We start from the raw sequence: 19,031 nt of genomic DNA, 5'->3' as shown, positions 1-19,031 counted from the left end.
ATTAACTGAAAAGTGAGGGCAGCCTTCTTGGCAGAGGATCAGGGAAGTGCAAGAAAGATTATCCGGTCCAGTCGACGTTTCGTTGTGTGCTCATGGAAACGTTACCAGGCTCTGCTTACTGGAGAGCTGACCGGAGAGGCTGCATGCCCCTCCAGATCAGTGATAAAAGGTGTTAGCCAAAGTTACCGGCAATATAGTCGCGGGTCTTCTGGTGGTCGGCGTTATGGAAGATTTTCTCGGTAGGGCCGAATTCCATTAATTCACCAAGGTACATGAACCCCGTGTAATCAGAGATCCGCATCGCCTGCTGCATATTATGGGTCACAATCACGATGGTGTACTTTTCCCGTAGTTCGGTAATCAACTCTTCGATGGCTGCTGTGGCCAGAGGGTCCAGTGCGGAGGTTGGCTCATCCATCAGAATGACTTCAGGCTTCAGGGCAATAGTGCGTGCAATGCACAGGCGCTGTTGCTGTCCACCAGACAGGCTGCTGGCATCTGCATTCAGTTTGTCTTTTACCTCTTTCCACAGGTGGGCACGTTTCAATGCTTTTTTGGCACGCACCGCCATTTGTGGGGCTGACATACCGCCCTGCATTTTCAGGCCAAACGTGATGTTGTCATAGATGGACATGGGGAATGGGGTTGGTTTCTGGAAAACCATGCCGACCTTGGAGCGCAAGGCGTTTAAGTCTACATTGCTCTTGAGAATATCCTCACCGTCCAATAACACTTCACCTTCCGCATGCTGAGTACCGTAAAGGCCATAGATACGGTTCATAGTGCGCAGCAGTGTGGATTTACCACAACCGGATGGGCCGATCAGTGCGGTGACCCGGTTGTTGTAAATGGGCATGTTGATGTTTTTCAACGCAGGCTCAGCACCTTTGTTGTAGTAAAAATTCAGATCCTTAACTTCCATACGTGGCATCGGGTTGGCACTGTCCAGTTCGGTCATTTCGACGTCGCAAACTGGCTGAATACTGTCGATATGCTCAGGACGTTCCTCGATAACAATGTGCGCGTTATTATTCATGGTCATTTGGTAGCCTTTCTTGCTTTCAGCCAGCGAGGTAACACGGTGGCCAGAATATTAATCATCAGAATAAAAGTGGCGATCAGCAGAGCGCCGGCCCAGGCCAGCTCATTCCATGACTGATAAGGGCTCATGGCGTACTGGTAAATGGTCACAGGCAGGTTGGCCATGGGTTGGCTCATGTCCGTGGTCATGTAGTTGCTGTTCAGCGCGGTAAATAGCAGGGGGGCGGTTTCACCGGTAATACGGGCCATGGCCAGCAGGACGCCGGTGATAATGCCGGGACCGGCAGCGCGATAGCAGAGTTTGGTAATAACCTGCCAGCGAGGAGCTCCCAGGCCGCTGCCTGCTTCTTTTAAGGTGGTGGGTACCAGGCGCAGCATCTCTTCCGTGGTGCTGACAATGATGGGCAGTGCCAGAATGGCCAGAGCCGTAGCGCCTGCCCAGCCAGAGAATGAACCGGTTGTGACCACGACCATTTTATAAACAAACAGACCAATCAGGATTGATGGTGCGCTCATCAGCATGCCGTTCAGAAAGCGCAGCATCTCCGCTGCCCTGGACGACTTATTGCTTTCGGATAACCAGGTGCCGGCCAGAATGCCCAGTGGGGTGGCAATAACAATACCCAGAGTAGTAAGAATCAAACTGCCAACAATGGCGTTCTTCAAACCGCCATGGCTCCCCGGTCCGGGTGTTAGCTCGGTGAAAATAGGTAGCCCCATGCCGGCAATACCCTTGCCAACCAGGCTATACAATACGCTGGATAAAACAACCAGGCCAAACAGTGCAGACAGTACACAGAAACCGATAAAGGCCTGATTTTTGAGTTTTCGTAATGACATCACCGACTCCTTAACGCTTTCTCAACAGGATGCGCGCTGCACCCATCACCACAAAGGTCAGGATGAAGAGCACCAGCCCCAGGCTGATCAATGAGGCAATATGCATCTCATTGGTGGCCTCATTGAACTGCTGGGCAATGGTGGAGGAGATGGAGCTGGCTGGCATAAACAGTGATGTCTCAATGCGGTTGGCACCGCCAATAACAAAAGCAACGGCCATGGTTTCACCCAGGGCCCGGCCAAGACCCAGAATACCGGCACCGACAGCGGCATTTTTGATGGTAGGCAGCAGTACCCGGGTAATGACTTCATAGGGTGTGGCGCCAATGCCGTATGCCGCTTCACGCACCACATTGGGAACGGTTTTCAGGGCGTCGCGGGTCAGGGCGGTGATGATCGGCAGGATCATAAACGACAGAATGATTCCGGCAGTCAGCAGGCCGATGCCGATAGGGGGACCATCAAACCAGGGGCCGATGAGTGGGATGTTTACCAGGTTTTCCAGTGCCCAGAACTGGAAACCTTCAGAGAACCAGGGGGCGAAGACAAACAGGCCCCACATGCCGTAGATAATGCTGGGCACTGCAGCCAATAGCTCGATGGCCATACCTACCGGCTTGCTGATCCAGTCCGGTGCCAGCTCGGCCAGAAAAATGGCAGTGCCAAGGCCAACGGGAATGGCGATGACAATGGCGATCAACGATGAAACCAAGGTACCGTATATCGCTGCAGCGGCACCAAATTCACCACCGACGGGATCCCAGGTGTTGCTAAAGATAAAGCCGGGGCCGAACTTGGCAAGTGCCTGCCAGCCGCCATCGATCAAAGAGAGAATGATGCCGATCAGCACCAGGAAAATGAGCACGGCACTGGCAAAACTGAGGCGATGAAAGATGGAATCGCCGTTGATAGCGCCAGGTCGTAATGTGAGAGCACTGGTAGTGGAATGCATAACTGTCAGGGAGAAACGGGTATTCCCCCGTTTCTCGAAAGGCCTGCCTCAAGATGGGTTTATTGGATAATCTTGTTGCCGTTAGTGGTCAGCTGTTCTTTCCAGGTGTTTTCAACCAGTTCAATGACGCTGTCTGGCATGGGGATGAAGTCCAGTGCTTCGGCCATCTCACCGCCGTTTTCATAACTCCAGTCAAAGAACTTGACGATTTCTCTGGCACGGCCGGCATCAACCTGGTCCTTGTGCATCAGAATGAAAGTCGCTGCGGTCATTGGCCAGGAGTCAGCACCAGGCTGGTTATTCAGCAGCAGGCGGAAACCCGGAGCATTTTTCCAGTCAGCGTTCATTGCCGCCGCCTGGAAGGTTTCCATGGTGGGCTGCAGGAATTTGCCTTCAGCACTGGCCAGCTGGGTGTGACTCAGGTTGTTTTGCTTGGCAAAGGCGTACTCAACGTAGCCAATGGCGCCACGGGTGCGGCGGACAAAGTTGGCCACACCGGCGTTGCCGTTAGCGCCAATGGTGGTAGCTGCTTTTGGCCAGGTGATATCGGTGTTGGTGCCGACGTCGTTTTTCCAGGTTTCACTCACCCGGCTCAGGTAGTCCGTGAAGTTATAGGTGGTTCCGGAACCGTCTGAACGATGTACCACATAAATGGATTGTCCCGGAATTTTCAGATCCGGATTGATGGTGGTTATGCGCTCGTCATTCCACTTTTTGATCTTGCCCATATAGATGTCAGCGACAATGTTGCCGGTCAGCTTCAGGTCACCTGGTTCAATACCCGGAATATTGACCACCGGCACAATAGCACCCATCACCATTGGGAACTGGATCATGCCTTCATCACCGAGTCTCTGTTGATCCAGAGGCGCATCGGTGGCACCAAAATCAACCGTTTTGGCAGTAATCTGGCGAATACCGCCACCGGAACCGATGGCCTGGTAGTTAATTTTTACGCCGGTTTCCCGGTTATACTCTTCTGCCCACTTGGCATAGATCGGGTGCGGAAAGCTGGCGCCAGCACCGTTGATTGACTGTGCACTGGCTGCTGTGGAAAAAACAGCAGCAGCTAATACTGAGGATACGACAACTGACTTTAAGAACGTCATGGTTCTTTTCCTCCGAAAACGCTTTGAGAGTGTTTGTGTTTGATGGAAGAAAGAATAAGGGGAGAATGTTACAGAAATATTTCTTGTATATTGCAGTTGTATGACATTTTGTTCTGCTTTGAGGTTGTGGCAGCTGGCTAACGTAAAGAGCCAGGGTCAGAAAATCGCCTTCTGGTTCCACCATCGTGTTAACTGGTATGCCCTGAGGCATGCAGGACCCAATGAAAGCTGGATTCTGGTATACCAAGTGACAGTGGCGCAGCTGAAAACCTGCTGATTATCTTTATGGATAGAGATTCAAAGGGGTGTTTTTTCGGATCGCAAAGGCGTTTTAATCATTTAGCTCCAAACAGTTACTACCATCTTTATGAGCCGCCACCGCCAAGTTATCAATCACCTACTGAAGGTGGCTTAAGCAATAATATCTACCGTAAGTTCTCAAAAAGCGCTGGAAGCAGGATAATTTCGGTCAGTCACCTATCCTCTCAGCATGGCTTTTTCAGAACACCAGCAGCTACAACCTGAAGATCTACTGAGATTCATCACTCAGCAACAAGAGCAAATCATTCAGCTCACAGAGCAGGTAGAATTGCTGCCACTGATGTGCCGCAAGGATCAGTCAGGAATGGAACCACCTCTTTTCATGTTCAGGAGCTGACGGTACAAACAGCCAATATTGAATATCTTTTAGAGCAATGGGTGACAGCCAATGGACAAACCATTACGGCTAAACCGCCAGCCTGCCTTTATGGACATCATTACGCGGGCCGATGCTGCAGGCCTGCGTTCTGCACCAATATCACGTTACTGCAACATCATCAATAACGAGTCCTTTGCCTGGTTCGAGAGCACAGACAGCAAAAGCCGGGAAAACTTCGTAAGTTTACTGCACCGCCCATGGACCTCGATAAATGATTGTTGATAAGAGTCAGAGTATTTTGTCTATTGAAAGTGACTCCCAAAAGTTTTCATTGATAACAAAATTCTCTGATGAAAGTAGTTCATCAATATATTCTGGTAGTTCCAGATTCTTGAGACCTATAGATTCTATAATTCGTGAAACTAAATTCTCGTTCGGAAAGCCTTTACCATGTCAGATGGAAGAAATGGAGCTCAGCAGTTGCCGGTCAAGCTGGCCATCCTTCTGGAGGCCCGGTAGCTTCAGCAGCGTGTCCACGTCCCTGGCTTTGGGCAGGCCTTTACCATGACAGATGGAAGAAATGGAGCTCAGCAGTTGCCGGTCAAGCTGGCCATCCTTCTGGAGGCACGGTAACTTCAGCAGCGTGTCCACGTCCCCGACTTTGGGAAAGCCTTTTCCATTGCAGATGGAAGAAATGGAACTCAGCAGTTGCCGGTCAAGCTGGCCATCCTTCTGGAGGCTCGGTAGCTTCAGCAGCGTGTCCACGTCCCCGGCTTTGGGAAAGCCTTTTCCATTGCAGATGGAAGAAATGGAACTCAGCAGTTGCCGGTCAAGCTGGCCATCCTTCTGGAGGCTCGGTAGCTTCAGCAGCGTGTCCACGTCCCCGGCTTTGGGAAAGCCTTTAGTATGACAGATAGAAGAAATGGAGCTCAGCAGTTGCCGGTCAAGCTGGCCATCCTTCTGGAGGCTCGGTAGCTTCAGCAGCGTGTCCACGTCCCCGGCTTTGGGAAAGCCTTTACCATTACAGATGGAAGAAATGGATGTAATAAATGGATAACATGCTATTGCTTGTACATCACGGTCTTCAATCCGCAGGAACTCGTTAATGTTTTTCTTTGTTCTTGAGCTTCCTTCGCCCCTCAAGAGCATGCTGGTAATCGTACCCGTGTTCTTAACTGTTCTTTCCACACTACTAAAATAAATGCCAAGCTTGGATACCAGTTGGACTTTCGACTCATTCGGGCAAGAATTAACCAGCTTATCCAGCGTTGGTTTGACGGTGATTTTGCGTTCCTGGCAAAGGCCCTTTAATTGATCTAAAGTCGCTATCAATGAATCTTGTTGATACTCATTTTCACGATCCGGTCGTTTTCTTTTAAATTTTTCATCCTGTACTGCATCTTCAATGTGAGAAACATTTCTCTTTAAAGATACTTTCTCTTTAGGGAACTCATAATTATCGATGGTTGGGTGGCTGTTCCCAATGGGTTCTTGTCTTGATACGTGCCGACCTGAATAGAAAGAGCTTGATGGTCTGGATGGTGTTGTGTGATCACTACCAGAAGACAACCCTGTGGAATTCGCACTCCCCGTCGCCAGACTTGATTCATTATAGAGTGGGGTCATTATGTCACCAGATTGAATCCGTGGCTGATCAGGCTTCCGTATAACATGGCTTCACTGGCTCTTTGGTGATTCCCGGAGCCTGTGAGACCGATGTCGTTCATAAAGGTTTTCCGGGCTTTCTCACTCAGGAAGTGGACATCCTGATATTGCGCCAGTATACGCTGCCATTTCTTTGCGAATTTATGCTCCCTGAGATAGCCGATGGTTTCTGCATTCAGCACATAGGTCCGGTACGGGCGATGCAGTAACGTCAGGAAATTTTGGTGGAACGATTCGTGGCTTTTGGTAATCAGGTTACTGAGCTCCCTTGACGAGATAGAAACAACTATGTTACTGCCGTTATCGTCTTGGCTATCGGATGGTTTGGTGTTTGGCTTTATATCTGGTTTTGGGTTCAGCTTTTTCAAGCGAGTGATTTCGTTTTCCAGAATCTTTATCCGTTCCTGAAGCTGAACAATGTGCTCCTGCTGCTGAGTTATGAAGGCAAGCAGCTTTTCAGTAGAAAGGTTATCAAGCGATGTATTCATGAACCTGAAAGGTAGACTGTAGAGACGGTATTTTCCTCAAAATATTAGTTTTTGAGGACATACCGGGTTTGCTAATTATTAGCACCAATTTATTGCACTAACTCTTCAAGCCAGTCAGGGTTGTTGTCGTCCAGTTCTGACTCTGTCGAGAAGAAATCAAAATCCGGATTCCAAAAATCAATGTCGTTTAGTCCAGGAGGATCTTTTTTTCGGTTTTCAAAGGCTATAAGCCATGCGTTGTGTGTCTGTTCATTCACATCATGATGGTCGATTTTTTCGAGAACACTCGTTAATTGCGTAGTCGTCATTCTTCCCCGATAAGGTTCCAGTACTTCAAGTTCTGCATTTCCCAACACCTGAAAACAATTCAGCTCTTTCATCGCAGTTTCAAAGGTAGCCTGCGGCCCCTGGACGCTGCTGTTGGAAACCTGGTCTGGAGTTGGCGTGATTGCCCGGGGTCGTGGCTGAGCGATTGCTGTTACTGCTGGTGTTTTTGTTGCCTCAATCTGTTCCAACTTTGCAGCCACCGCGTTTTTAACGAGGTCTGGAACAACGCCGTCTTTATCACCCCGGATCACCGGGCTGAGTGCCGTGCATAAATCGGCGGTTAGCTGGCCGTTGCTGGCATAGTGGGCCAGAGATGACCAGACCGCAGGCTTTAATGGTAAGTTGGATTTGATGATAGTAATAATCAGAGACAGTGGCAGCAGTGGTGCTGTTTTATTATGCTCGGCTTTCCTGGTCTCTTTGGCTCTTTCTTGCATTTGAGCTAATTTATCCTCAAGCCTGATCGCATAGTGATCGCGCTTGTCCTGAGGCTTTTCATACCATTGTTCTGTGAATTCGGTTGCCTTGAAAAAGGCGGTCAACTGTTCCAATGTCCAGTTCTTTATGACAAAACCGGTATCAGTGAGGGTAAACTCTGGCTTTTGGAGTACAACCGTTTTGCCATCGAGGGGTATGACCGTGAGCCTTTGCTTCTTGAATTGATACTCTGTTTGTTGCAGCTCAAACAACATGGCAGTAATAAAGTGCCACAGGCGTTCCTGTCCCGTCATGGTGTGATCACCATCGACAATCACCCTTCTTTTATCAACACTGGTCACTCGGGTTGAAAAACAGAGAGCGGGTATCTTCTCGTGTCCCGGTAGATAGTGATTTGTCAGCAGCATTCCTTCCAGCAACCGTTGCTGAATCGTTACCTCAGGAGCGGTTTCAGGTGTAGCCTGATAGTCAAGACAGGCATCCATGAATTGCTGCATTTTTTGTGGCCCGAGTACCCGGTGTGACCGGTACCATTGTGAGAGGGTGGGCACGGTCTTGAATAGCTCGTCCATCTTGTCAGCGTTTGAGCGGTTATCCACGGACTGTGGCCAGAGAATCTCCAGCATCATGCGTTTAGACAGCGTGTACTCAAGTCGCTGCTCAAGCTGTTGGCGGAGTGGTTTTAATGCATCCCACTGCGCATGGGTTGGGGCAGGCTTCAGGTTTCTGCACAGTTCAAGGTATTCCAGCCTCTCAGGTTCCGGGAACTGCGTTAGTGCATGTTTCGTTAAAGCCAGTGGTGCAGGAATGGATAATGCCTTGGTGAGTGCCTCTTTATAGCGTGGATTTTCACGATGCATTGCAATCCAGAACCGGATGCCAGGTCCTCCATGGATAGCCAGTATCGGCAGCAAGGATTTCAATGCAGCAAGAACAGCCACTCCTTCATTTTGTGAGCTTTTGTGGGCAGCCAGATATTGTTGAAATTCTGTAATTTCCATGTGCCATTTTGCGGGAGCAGAGAAGAACAGCGCCAGTGCTTTCATTTGACTTGATTCTAAAAGATCATCATCGTCATCACTGCTGTCCTCTCCAATGTCCGTAGGATAACCATGCTGTTTAAGGTATTGGCGGAGTATGTTCTCCGTGTCAGTCAGTTTTTCTACTGAGGGCAAACCAAATGCTGGAAATAGGCGGCAAGCAACTTTAAGCAAATTCTTCTGATTATCAGAAGGTAACCAGTTAACAAAGGCTTCCACCTTCACTTTGTCGGGCAAGCCCCTACTGCTCATCATGGAGGAAAAGACCCGCAGCAGTTCCAGGCTGAATTCGCCGTTCACCTGCCAGCACTCCCACGCTTTGAGCGCTTCCACCTTCGCTTTGTCGGGCAAGCCTTTGCCATGACACATGGAGGAAAAGGCCCGCAGGAGTTCCAGGCTGAATTCGCCGTTCACCTGCCAGCACTCCCACGCTTTGAGCGCTTCCACCTTCGCTTTGTCGGGCAGGCCCCTAGTGCTCATCATGGAGGAAAAGGCCCGCAGCAGTTCCAGGCTGAATTCGCCGTTCACCTGCCAGCACTCCCACGCTTTGAGCGCTCCCACCTTCGCTTTGTCGGGCAAGCCCCTACGGCTCATCATGGAGGAAAAGGCCCGCAGCAGTTCCAGGCTGAATTCGCCGTTCACCTGCCAGCACTCCCACGCTACGCACGCTTCCACCTTCGCTTTGTCGGGCAAGCCTTTGCCATTACACATGGAGGAAAAGGCCTTCAGCAGTTCCAGGCTGAATTTGCCGTTCACCTGCCAGCATTCCCACGCTTTGAGCGCTTCCACCTTCGCTTTGTCGGGCAAGCCCCTACTGCTCATCATGGAGGAAAAGGCCCGCAGCAGTTCCAGGCTGAATTCGCCGTTCACCTGCCAGCACTCCCACGCCACGCACGCTTCCACCTTCGCTTTGTCGGGCAAGCCTTTGCCATGACACATGGAGGAAAAGGCCCGCAGCAGTTCCAGGCTGAATTCGCCGTTCACCTGCCAGCACTCCCAAGCTTTGAGCGCTTCCACCTTCGCTTTGTCAGGCAAGCCTTTGCCATTACACATGGAGGAAAAGGCCCGCAGCAGTTCCAGGCTGAATTCGCCGTTCACCTGCCAGCACTCCCACGCTTTGAGCGCTTCCACCTTCGCTTTGTCGGGCAAGCCTTTGCCATTACACATGGAGGAAAAGGCCCGCAGCAGTTCCAGGCTGAATTCGCCGTTCACCTGCCAGCACTCCCACGCTTTGAGCGCTTCCACCTTCGCTTTGTCGGGCAAGCCCCTACTGCTCATCATGGAGGAAAAGGCCCGCAGCAGTTCCAGGCTGAATTCGCCGTTCACCTGCCAGCACTCCCATGCTTTGAACGCTTCCACCTTTGCTTTGTCGGGCAAACCTTTGCCATTACACATGGAGGAAAAGGCCCGCAGCAGTTCCAGGCTGAATTCGCCGTTCACCTGCCAGCACTCCCACGCTTTGAGCGCTTCCACCTTCGCTTTGTCGGGCAAGCCTTTGCCATTACACATGGAGGTAATCTGTTTCAAGCATGGGTTAGCAGCAACCGCCTGAATGTTTTCCTCGCTTTCTTCTGCAAACTTCTTTATCTGAGTCTTACAGCTGAGCATGCTGGTAAGGCAGCTGGTATTGGTAATCTGCCGGGTATTTACCGCTAAAAAGAACGTGTTGGCCTTAGCAAAATAGTCTGTGAAAATCGGAGCTTCATTAACAATGCTGAAGCTTTTTAACCTGGAAAAGAGCGAATGAGCGGGCGGCTTCCCCCTGTCTCGCGATAATTGGATTTTCCTGTCATTGAGGGTTTTCAGCAGTATCCCGGCATTCTTTAGTACTGCTTGTATTTCTTGATTATTTAAATGTGTTCGTAGTTCATTTTGCTGGCTTACAGAAAATTCTGAAATTAACGTATCAGGGGCAATTGCTGCAGTGAGCGGTACCTCCTCCATTGGTTCAGGCATGTCCTGCACCGTAGCTGAGGTGGACTCATTGCCAGTTAACGTTATCTGGCCGCTTGCTGTGGGTAGATTTCTTGATTCGGGCCGGACCACGGCTATAGGACGGGAATCTTCGGGCGCTATGGCTGGTTCGGTCTCCATCGGCTCCGGATGACCCTGAACCAATGTACAAGGAGAGCACGCAATGCTGTTGCTGTTGCTGTTGCTGTTGGCAGTAACACGTCTGGGCTTTATGGGTGGAGTGATCCCGCATTCAGGTTGCTGTTGATGCGGAGGGAAGATTCCGGTACCCGTTGTTGTCTGTTCCACCTGGTAACCTGCCATGATTCGCTTTCTTTTGCGTTTTCGGCTGGTTGTCGGCTTGTCCTTTCCTGATTCAGTAAATGTTAACGGGGATACCGTATCTGCGGTTGCCGAGGAGGAAGGTGAGTGCATGGCTTATATCAAGTTTTTTTCCAGTAGGTGAATCGTCCGGGGATAACAGCAATAAGCAGGTAATAGTTTGCTTCCATATATTCTGACCTAATCAGTAAATAGTTCCATACCCTGGTTTCCGGGGCTTTAGGCTGACTACATCTTCATTCATGATTTGCTGGAAAAAGTATTTAAAACCAAACTTCTGCCAACTTATTGATATTTTCCTGAAATCGGTCGTCCAAGGATCAACAGATACTCAGTAATACCATCATGCTGCCTATGCAATGCCAGATTAAGAACCTGAACCACCCTGGCCTGGTTGCTGGAATGTGTTGGGAACTAAAGATAGCTGAATATATCGATGCGCGTATACCAAATGTTTGAGCAATTTCAAACACCCATTAATTAAACTGCCAATTTTTGGTCGACGGATATTCAGCGCGGGTTTGCTAATTATTAGCACCAATTTATTGCACTAACTCTTCAAGCCAGTCAGGGTTGTTGTCGTCCAGTTCTGACTCTGTCGACAAGAAATCAAAATCCGGATTCCAAAAATCAATGTCGTTTAGTCCAAGAGGATCTTTTTTTCGGTTTTCAAAGGCTATAAGCCAAGCGTTGTGTGTCTGCTCATTCACATCATGATGGTCAATTTTTTCGAGAACATTCGTTAATTGCGTAGTCGTCATTCTTCCCCGATAAGGTTCCAGTATTTCAAGTTCTGCATTGCCCAACACCTGAAAACAATTCAGCTCTTTCATCGCAGTTTCAAAGGTAGCCTGCGGCCCCTGGACGCTACTGTTGGAAGCCTGGTCTGGAGTTGGCGTGATTGCCCGGGGTCGTGGCTGAGCGATTGCTGTTACTACTGGTGTTTTTGTTGCCTCAATCTGTTCCAACTTTGCAGCCACCGCATTTTTAACGAGGTCTGGAACAACGCCGTCTTTATCACCCCGGATCACCGGGCTGAGTGCCGTGCATAAACCGGCGGTTAGCTGGCCGTTGCTGGCATAGTGGGCCAGAGATGACCAGACAGCAGGCTTTAATGGTAAGTTGGATTTGATGATAGTAATAATCAGAGACAGTGGCAGCAGTGGTGCTGTTTTATTATGCTCGGCTTTCCTGGTCTCTTTGGCTCTTTCTTGCATTTGAGCTAATTTATCCTCAAGCCTGATCGCATAGTGATCGCGCTTGTCCTTAGGCTTTTCATACCATTGTTCTGTGAATTCGGTTGCCTTGAAAAAGGCGGTCAACTGTTCCAATGTCCAGTTCTTTATGACAAAACCGGTATCAGTGAGGGTAAACTCTGGTTTTTTGAGTACGACCGTTTCGCCATCGAGGGGTATGACAGTGAGCCTTTGCTTCTTGAATTGATACTCTGTTTGTTGCAGCTCAAACAACATGGCAGTAATAAAGTGCCACAGGCGTTCCTGTCCCGTTATGGTGTGATCACCATCGACAATCACCCTTCTTTTATCAACACTGGTCACTCGGGTTGAAAAACAGAGAGCGGGTATCTTCTCGTGTCCCGGTAGATAGTGATTTGTCAGCAGCATTCCTTCCAGCAACCGTTGCTGAATCGTTACCTCAGGAGCGGTTTCAGGTGTAGCCTGATAGTCAAGACAGGCATCCATGAATTGCTGCATTTTTTGTGGCCCGAGTACCCGGTGTGACCGGTACCATTGTGAGAGGGTGGGCACGGTCTTGAATAGCTCGTCCATCTTGTCAGCGTATTTTGAGCGGTTATCCACGGACTGTGGCCAGAGAATCTCCAGCATCATGCGTTTAGACAGCGTGTACTCAAGTCGCTGCTCAAGCTGTTGGCGGAGTGGTTTTAATGCATCCCACTGCGCATGGGTTGGGGCAGGCTTCAGGTTTCTGCACAGTTCAAGGTATTCCAGTCTCTCAGGTTCCGGGAACTGCATTAGTGCATGTTTCGTTAAAGCCAGTGGTGCAGGAATGGATAATGCCTTGGTGAGCGCCTCTTTATAGCGTGGATTTTCACGATGCATTGCAATCCAGAACCGGATGCCAGGTCCTCCATGGATAGCCAGTATCGGCAGCAAGGATTTCAATGCAGCAAGAACAGCCACTCTTTCATTTTGGGGGCTTTTGTGGGCAGCCAGATATTGTTGAAATTCTGTAATTTCCATGTGCCATTTTGCGGGAGCAGAGAAGAACAGCGCCAGTGCTTTCATTTGACTTGATTCTAAAAGATCATCATCGTCATCACTGCTGTCGTCTCCAATGTCCGTAGGATAACCATGCTGTTTAAGGCATTGGCGGAGTATGTTCTCCTTTTCAGTCAGTTTTTCTCCTGAGGGCAAACCAAAGGCTGTAAATAGGCGGCAAGCAACTTTAAGCAAATTCTTCTGATTATCAGAAGGTAGCCAGTTAACAAAGGCTTCCACCTTCGCTTTGTCGGGCAAGCCTTTGCCATTACACATGGAGGAAAAGGCCCGCAGCAGTTCCAGGCTGAATTCGCCGTTCACCTGCCAGCACTCCCACGCTTTGAGCGCTTCCACCTTCGCTTTGTCGGGCAAGCCTTTGCTCACATGGAGGAAAAGGCCCGCAGCAGTTCCAGGCTGAATTCGCCGTTCACCTGCCAGCACTCCCACGCGAGCGCTTCCACCTTCGCTTTGTCGGGCAAGCCTTTGCCATTACACATGGAGGAAAAGGCCCGCAGCAGTTCCAGGCTGAATTCGCCGTTCACCTGCCAGCACTCCCACGCTTTGAGCGCTTCCACCTTCGCTTTGTCGGGCAAGCCTTTGCCATACACATGGAGGAAAAGGCCCGCAGCAGTTCCAGGCTGAATTCGCCGTTCACCTGCCAGCACTCCCACGCTTTGAGCGCTTCCACCTTCGCTTTGTCGGGCAAGCCTTTGCCATTACACATGGAGGAAAAGGCCCGCAGCAGTTCCAGGCTGAATTCGCCGTTCACCTGCCAGCACTCCCACGCTTTGAGCGCTTCCACCTTCGCTTTGTCGGGCAAGCCTTTGCCATTACACATGGAGGAAAAGGCCCGCAGCAGTTCCAGGCTGAATTCGCCGTTCACCTGCCAGCACTCCCACGCTTTGAGCGCTTCCACCTTCGCTTTGTCGGGCAAGCCTTTGCCATGACACATGGAGGAAAAGGCCCGCAGCAGTTCCAGGCTGAATTCGCCGTTCACCTGCCAGCACTCCACGCTTTGAGCGCTTCCACCTTCGCTTTGTCGGGCAAGCCTTTGCCATGACACATGGAGGAAAAGGCCGCAGCAGTTCCAGGCTGAATTCGCCGTTCACCTGCCAGCACTCCCACGCTTTGAGCGCTTCCACCTTCGCTTTGTCGGGCAAGCCTACTGACACATGGAGGAAAAGGCCCGCAGCAGTTCCAGGCTGAATTCGCCGTTCACCTGCCAGCACTCCCACGCTTTGAGCGCTTCCACCTTCGCTTTGTCGGGCAAGCCTTTGCCATACACATGGAGGAAAAGGCTCGCAGCAGTTCCAGGCTGAATTCCGTTCACTGCCAGCACTCCACGCTTTGAGCGCTTCCACCTTCGCTTTGTCGGGCAAGCCCCTACTGCTCATCATGGAGGAAAAGGCCCGCAGCAGTTCCAGGCTGAATTCGCCGTTCACCTGCCAGCACTCCCACGCTTTGAGCGCTTCCACCTTCGCTTTGTCGGGCAAGCCTTTGCCATGACACATGGAGGAAAAGGCCCGCAGCAGTTCCAGGCTGAATTCGCCGTTCACCTGCCAGCACTCCCACGCTTTGAGCGCTTCCACCTTTGCTTTGTCGGGAAAGCCCCTGCTGCTCATCATGGAGGAAAAGGCCCGCAGTAGTTCCAGGCTGAATTCGCCGTTCACCTGCCAGCACTCCCACGCTTTGAGCGCTTCCACCTTCGCTTTGTCGGGCAAGCCTTTGCCATGACACATGGAGGAAAAGGCCCGCAGCAGTTCCAGGCTGAATTCGCCGTTCACCTGCCAGCACTCCCACGCCACGCACGCTTCCACTTTCGCTTTGTCGGGCAAGCCTTTGCCATTACACATGGAGGCAATCTGTTTCAAGCATGGGTTAGCAGCAACCGCCTGAATGTTTTCCTCGCTTTCTTCTGCAAACTTCTTTATCTGACTCTTCAAGCTGAGCATGCTGGTAAGGCAGCTGGTATTGGTAATCTGCCGGGTATTTACCGCTAAAAAGAACGTGTTGGCTTTAGCAAAATAGTCTGTGAAAATCGGAGCTTCATTAACAATGCTGAAGCTTTTTAACCTGGAAAAGAGCGAATGTGCGGGCGGCTTCCCCCTGTCTCGCGATAATTGGATTTTCCTGTCATTGAGGGTTTTCAGCAGTATCCCGGCATTCTTTAGTACTGTTTGTATTTCTTGATTATTTAAATGTGTTCGTAGTTCATTTTGCTGGCTTACAGAAAATTCTGAAATTAACGTATCAGGGGTAATTGCTGCAGTGAGCGGTACCTCCTCCATTGGTTCAGGCATGTCCTGCACCGTAGCTGAGGTGGACTCATTGCCAGTTAAGGTTATCTGGCCGCTTGCTGTGGGTAGATTTCTTGATTCGGGCCGGACCACGGCTACAGGGCGGGAGTCTTCGGGCGCTATGGCTGGTTCGGTCTCCATCGGCTCCGGTTGACCCTGAATCAATGTACAAGGAGAGCACGCAATGCTGTTGCTGTTGCTGTTGCTGTTGGCAGTAACACGTCTGGGCTTTATGGGTGGAGTGATCCCGCATTCAGGTTGCTGTTGATGCGGAGGGAAGATTCCGGTACCCGTTGTTGTCTGTTCCACCTGGTAACCTGCCATGATTCGCTTTCTTTTGCGTTTTCGGCTGGTTGTCGGCTTGTCCTTTCCTGATTCAGTAAATGTTAACGGGGATACCGTATCTGCGGTTGCCGAGGAGGAAGGTGAGTGCATGGCTTATATCAAGTTTTTTTCCAGTAGGTGAATCGTCCGGGGATAACAGCAATAAGCAGGTAATAGTTTGCTTCCATATATTCTGACCTAATCAGTAAATAGTTCCATACCCTGGTTTCCGGGGCTTTAGGCTGACTACATCTTCATTCATGATTTGCTGGAAAAAAATATTTAAAACCAAACTTCTGCCAACTTATTGATATTTTCCTGAAATCGGTCGTCCAAGGATCAACAGATACTCAGTAATACCATCATGCTGCCTATGCAATGCCAGATTAAGAACCTGAACCACCCTGGCCTGGTTGCTGGAATGTGTTGGGAACTAAAGATAGCTGAATATATCGATGCGCGTATACCAAATGTTTGAGCAATTTCAAACACCCATTAATTAAACTGCCAATTTTTGGTCGACGGATATTCAGCGCGGGTTTGCTAATTATTAGCACCAATTTATTGCACTAACTCTTCAAGCCAGTCAGGGTTGTTGTCGTCCAGTTCTGACTCTGTCGACAAGAAATCAAAATCCGGATTCCAAAAATCAATGTCGTTTAGTCCAAGAGGATCTTTTTTTCGGTTTTCAAAGGCTATAAGCCAAGCGTTGTGTGTCTGCTCATTCACATCATGATGGTCAATTTTTTCGAGAACATTCGTTAATTGCGTAGTCGTCATTCTTCCCCGATAAGGTTCCAGTATTTCAAGTTCTGCATTGCCCAACACCTGAAAACAATTCAGCTCTTTCATCGCAGTTTCAAAGGTAGCCTGCGGCCCCTGGATGTTACTGTTGGAAACCTGGTCTGGAGTTGGCGTGATTGCCCGAGGTCGTGGCTGAGGGATTGCTGTTACTACTGGTGTTTTTGTTGCCTCAATCTGTTCCAACTTTGTAGCCACCGCGTTTTTAACGAGGTCTGGAACAACGCCGTCTTTATCACCCCGGATCACCGGGCTGAGTGCCGTGCATAAATCGGCGGTTAGCTGGCCGTTGCTGGCATAGTGGGCCAGAGATGACCAGACCGCAGGCTTTAATGGTAAGTTGGATTTGATGATAGTAATAATCAGAGACAGTGGCAGCAGTGGTGCTGTTTTTTTATGCCCGGCTTTCCTGGTCTCTTTGGCTCTTTCTTTCATTTGAGCTAATTTATCCTCAAGCCTGATCGCATAGTGATCGCGCTTGTCCTGAGGCTTTTCATACCATTGTTCTGTGAATTCGGTTGCCTTGAAAAAGGCGGTCAACTGTTCCAATGTCCAGTTCTTTATGACAAAACCGGTATCAGTGAGGGTGAACTCTGGCTTTTGGAGTACAACCGTTTCGCCATCGAGGGGTATGACCGTGAGCCTTTGCTTCTTGAATTGATACTCTGTTTGTTGCAGCTCAAACAACATGGCTGTAATAAAGTGCCACAGGCGTTCCTGTCCCGTCATGGTGTGATCACCATCGACAATCACCCTTCTTTTATCATCACTGGCCACTCGGGTTGAAAAACAGAGAGCGGGTATCTTCTCGTGTCCCGGTAGATAGTGGTTTGTCAGCAGCATTCCTTCCAGCAACCGTTGCTGAATCGTTACCCCGGGAGCGGTTTCAGGTGTAGCCTGATAGTCAAGACAGGCATCCATGAATTGCTGCATTTTTTGTGGCCCGAGTACCCGGTGTGACCGGTACCATTGTGAGAGGGTGGGCACGGTCTTGAATAGCTCGTCCATCTTGTCAGCGTATTTTGAGCGGTTATCCACGGACTGTGGCCAGAGAATCTCCAGCATCATGCGTTTAGACAGCGTGTACTCAAGTCGCTGCTCAAGCTGTTGGCGGAGTGGTTTTAATGCATCCCACTGCGCATGGGTTGGGGCAGGCTTCAGGTTTCTGCACAGTTCAAGGTATTCCAGCCTCTCAGGTTCCGGGAACTGCGTTAGTGCATGTTTCGTTAAAGCCAGTGGTGCAGGAATGGATAATGCCATGGTGAGTGCCTCTTTATAGCGTGGATTTTCACGATGCATTGCAATCCAGAACCGGATGCCAGGTCCTCCATGGATAGCCAGTATCGGCAGCAAGGATTTCAACGCAGCAAGAACAGTCGCTCTTTCATTTTGGGGGCTTTTGTGGGCAGCCAGATATTGTTGAAATTCTGTAATTTCCATGTGCCATTTTGCAGGAGCAGAGAAGAACAGAGCCAGTGCTTTCATTTGACTTGATTCTAAAAGATCGTCATCGTCATCACTGCTGTCGTCTCCAATGCCCGTAGGATAACCATGCTGTTTAAGGCATTGGCGGAGTATTTGCTCCTTGTCAGTCAGTTTTTCTCCTGAGGGCAAACCAAAGGCTGGAAATAGGCGGCAAGCAACTTTAAGCAAATTCTTCTGATTATCAGAAGGTAGCCAGCCAACAAAGGCTTCCATCTTCGCTTTGTCGGGCAAGCCTTTGCCATTACACATGGAGGAAAAGGCCCGCAGCAGTTCCAGGCTGAATTTGCCGTTCACCTGCCAGCACTCCCACGCTTTGAACGCTTCCACCTTCGCTTTGTCGGGCAAGCCTTTGCCATTACACATGGAGGAAAAGGCCCGCAGCAGTTTCAGGCTGAATTCGCCGTTCACCTGCCAGCACTCCCATGCTTTGAGCGCTTCCACCTTCGCTTTGTCGGGTAAGCCTTTGCCATTACACATGGAGGAAAAGGCCCGCAGCAGCTCCAGGCTGAATTCGCCGTTCACCTGCCAGCACTCCCACGCTTTCAGTGCTTCCACCTTCGCTTTGTCGGGCAAGCCTTTGCCATGACACATGGAGGAAAAGGCCCGCAGCAGTTCCAGGCTGAATTCGCCGTTCACCTGCCAGCACTCCCACGCTTTGAGCGCTTCCACCTTCGCTTTGTCGGGCAAGCCTTTGCCATGACACATGGAGGAAAAGGCCCGCAGCAGTTCCAGGCTGAATTCGCCGTTCACCTGCCAGCACTCCCACGCTTTGAGCGCTTCCACCTTCGCTTTGTCGGGTAAGCCTTTGCCATACACATGGAGGAAAAGGCCCGCAGCAGTTCCAGGCTGAATTCGCCGTTCACCTGCCAGCACTCCCACGCTTTGAGCGCTTCCACCTTTGCTTTGTCGGGCAAGCCCTTGCTCATCATGGAGGAAAAGGCCCGCAGCAGTTCCAGGCTGAATTCGCCGTTCACCTGCCAGCACTCCCACGCTTTGAGCGCTTCCACCTTCGCTTTGTCGGGCAAGCCTTTGCCATGACACATGGAGGA

General features: G+C 50.2%; 15 protein-coding genes. 3 read left to right on the top strand and 12 right to left on the bottom strand.

Translation table 11 applies throughout. The features are described 5' to 3' along the window. Positions 1-172 precede the first annotated feature (172 nt). Genes pstB through pstS form a run of 4 tightly spaced genes read right to left on the bottom strand, consistent with a single transcriptional unit; the run spans position 173 to position 3,942 of the window. Entirely contained in the window at positions 173-1,042 is an 870-nt protein-coding gene (gene pstB / locus MJO57_RS17795) for a phosphate ABC transporter ATP-binding protein PstB (protein WP_252017578.1), read from the bottom strand. After that, the gene (gene pstA / locus MJO57_RS17790) at positions 1,039-1,881 is read right to left on the bottom strand and encodes a phosphate ABC transporter permease PstA (protein ID WP_252017576.1); all 843 of its coding nucleotides are present in this window, start codon (positions 1,879-1,881) and stop codon (positions 1,039-1,041) included. The genes pstB and pstA overlap by 4 nt, the downstream gene beginning before the upstream one ends. Before the next feature lie 10 nt (positions 1,882-1,891). After that, on the bottom strand, positions 1,892-2,833 hold the full coding sequence (gene pstC, locus MJO57_RS17785; protein ID WP_252017574.1) for a phosphate ABC transporter permease subunit PstC: 942 nt from the start codon (positions 2,831-2,833) through the stop codon (positions 1,892-1,894). Between the two features lie 59 nt (positions 2,834-2,892). Beyond that, positions 2,893-3,942: a phosphate ABC transporter substrate-binding protein PstS gene (gene pstS / locus MJO57_RS17780; protein ID WP_252017572.1), complete on the bottom strand. Its 1,050-nt coding sequence runs from the start codon at positions 3,940-3,942 to the stop codon at positions 2,893-2,895. A gap of 709 nt (positions 3,943-4,651) precedes the next feature. On the opposite strand from pstS, the gene MJO57_RS17775 reads away from it, so the two are divergent. Continuing rightward, a complete protein-coding gene (locus MJO57_RS17775) occupies positions 4,652-4,864 on the top strand; it encodes a hypothetical protein (protein ID WP_252017570.1) in 213 nt (70 codons plus the stop codon). Between the two features lie 171 nt (positions 4,865-5,035). Here the strand turns inward: MJO57_RS17775 and MJO57_RS17770 are convergent, their stop codons facing one another. The 3 genes from MJO57_RS17770 to MJO57_RS17760 form a co-directional block, all read right to left on the bottom strand. After that, on the bottom strand, positions 5,036-5,914 hold the full coding sequence (locus tag MJO57_RS17770; RefSeq protein ID WP_252017568.1) for a hypothetical protein: 879 nt from the start codon (positions 5,912-5,914) through the stop codon (positions 5,036-5,038). Between the two features lie 293 nt (positions 5,915-6,207). Further along, the gene (locus MJO57_RS17765; protein ID WP_252017566.1) at positions 6,208-6,735 is read right to left on the bottom strand and encodes a hypothetical protein; all 528 of its coding nucleotides are present in this window, start codon (positions 6,733-6,735) and stop codon (positions 6,208-6,210) included. An 89-nt stretch (positions 6,736-6,824) separates the two neighbouring features. Then, on the bottom strand, positions 6,825-10,148 hold the full coding sequence (locus MJO57_RS17760) for a hypothetical protein (protein WP_252017565.1): 3,324 nt from the start codon (positions 10,146-10,148) through the stop codon (positions 6,825-6,827). Between the two features lie 1,032 nt (positions 10,149-11,180). On the opposite strand from MJO57_RS17760, the gene MJO57_RS33330 reads away from it, so the two are divergent. Beyond that, positions 11,181-11,294, top strand: coding sequence for a DUF4277 domain-containing protein (locus MJO57_RS33330; protein WP_371924637.1), 114 nt, complete (start codon positions 11,181-11,183; stop codon positions 11,292-11,294). Between the two features lie 83 nt (positions 11,295-11,377). Here the strand turns inward: MJO57_RS33330 and MJO57_RS17755 are convergent, their stop codons facing one another. The 4 genes from MJO57_RS17755 to MJO57_RS17740 are packed head-to-tail and all read right to left on the bottom strand — an operon-like array spanning position 11,378 to position 15,027. Then, positions 11,378-13,459 (bottom strand): hypothetical protein, encoded by a 2,082-nt coding sequence (locus MJO57_RS17755; protein ID WP_252017563.1) that lies wholly within the window; start codon positions 13,457-13,459, stop codon positions 11,378-11,380. Beyond that, positions 13,456-13,650, bottom strand: coding sequence for a hypothetical protein (locus MJO57_RS17750; RefSeq protein ID WP_252017561.1), 195 nt, complete (start codon positions 13,648-13,650; stop codon positions 13,456-13,458). Before MJO57_RS17750 ends, MJO57_RS17755 begins: the two co-directional genes overlap by 4 nt. Next, on the bottom strand, positions 13,614-13,991 hold the full coding sequence (locus tag MJO57_RS17745; protein ID WP_252017559.1) for a hypothetical protein: 378 nt from the start codon (positions 13,989-13,991) through the stop codon (positions 13,614-13,616). Before MJO57_RS17745 ends, MJO57_RS17750 begins: the two co-directional genes overlap by 37 nt. Next, complete coding sequence (locus tag MJO57_RS17740; RefSeq protein ID WP_252017557.1) at positions 13,906-15,027, bottom strand: hypothetical protein; 1,122 nt, start codon at positions 15,025-15,027, stop codon at positions 13,906-13,908. The genes MJO57_RS17745 and MJO57_RS17740 overlap by 86 nt, the downstream gene beginning before the upstream one ends. A 1,033-nt stretch (positions 15,028-16,060) precedes the next feature. Between MJO57_RS17740 and MJO57_RS33325 the strand changes: the two genes are divergently transcribed. Then, entirely contained in the window at positions 16,061-16,174 is a 114-nt protein-coding gene (locus MJO57_RS33325) for a DUF4277 domain-containing protein (protein WP_371924637.1), read from the top strand. An 83-nt stretch (positions 16,175-16,257) separates the two neighbouring features. On the opposite strand, the gene MJO57_RS17735 is transcribed toward MJO57_RS33325, so the two are convergent. Beyond that, positions 16,258-18,855: a hypothetical protein gene (locus tag MJO57_RS17735; protein WP_252017555.1), complete on the bottom strand. Its 2,598-nt coding sequence runs from the start codon at positions 18,853-18,855 to the stop codon at positions 16,258-16,260. Positions 18,856-19,031: the final 176 nt, after the last annotated feature.

The organism is Endozoicomonas sp. SCSIO W0465, assembly GCF_023716865.1.
Taxonomy (GTDB): Bacteria; Pseudomonadota; Gammaproteobacteria; order Pseudomonadales; family Endozoicomonadaceae; genus Endozoicomonas.
The sequence above is the reverse complement of the archived record's forward strand: the minus strand, read 5'-3'. Positions and strand labels throughout refer to the sequence as shown.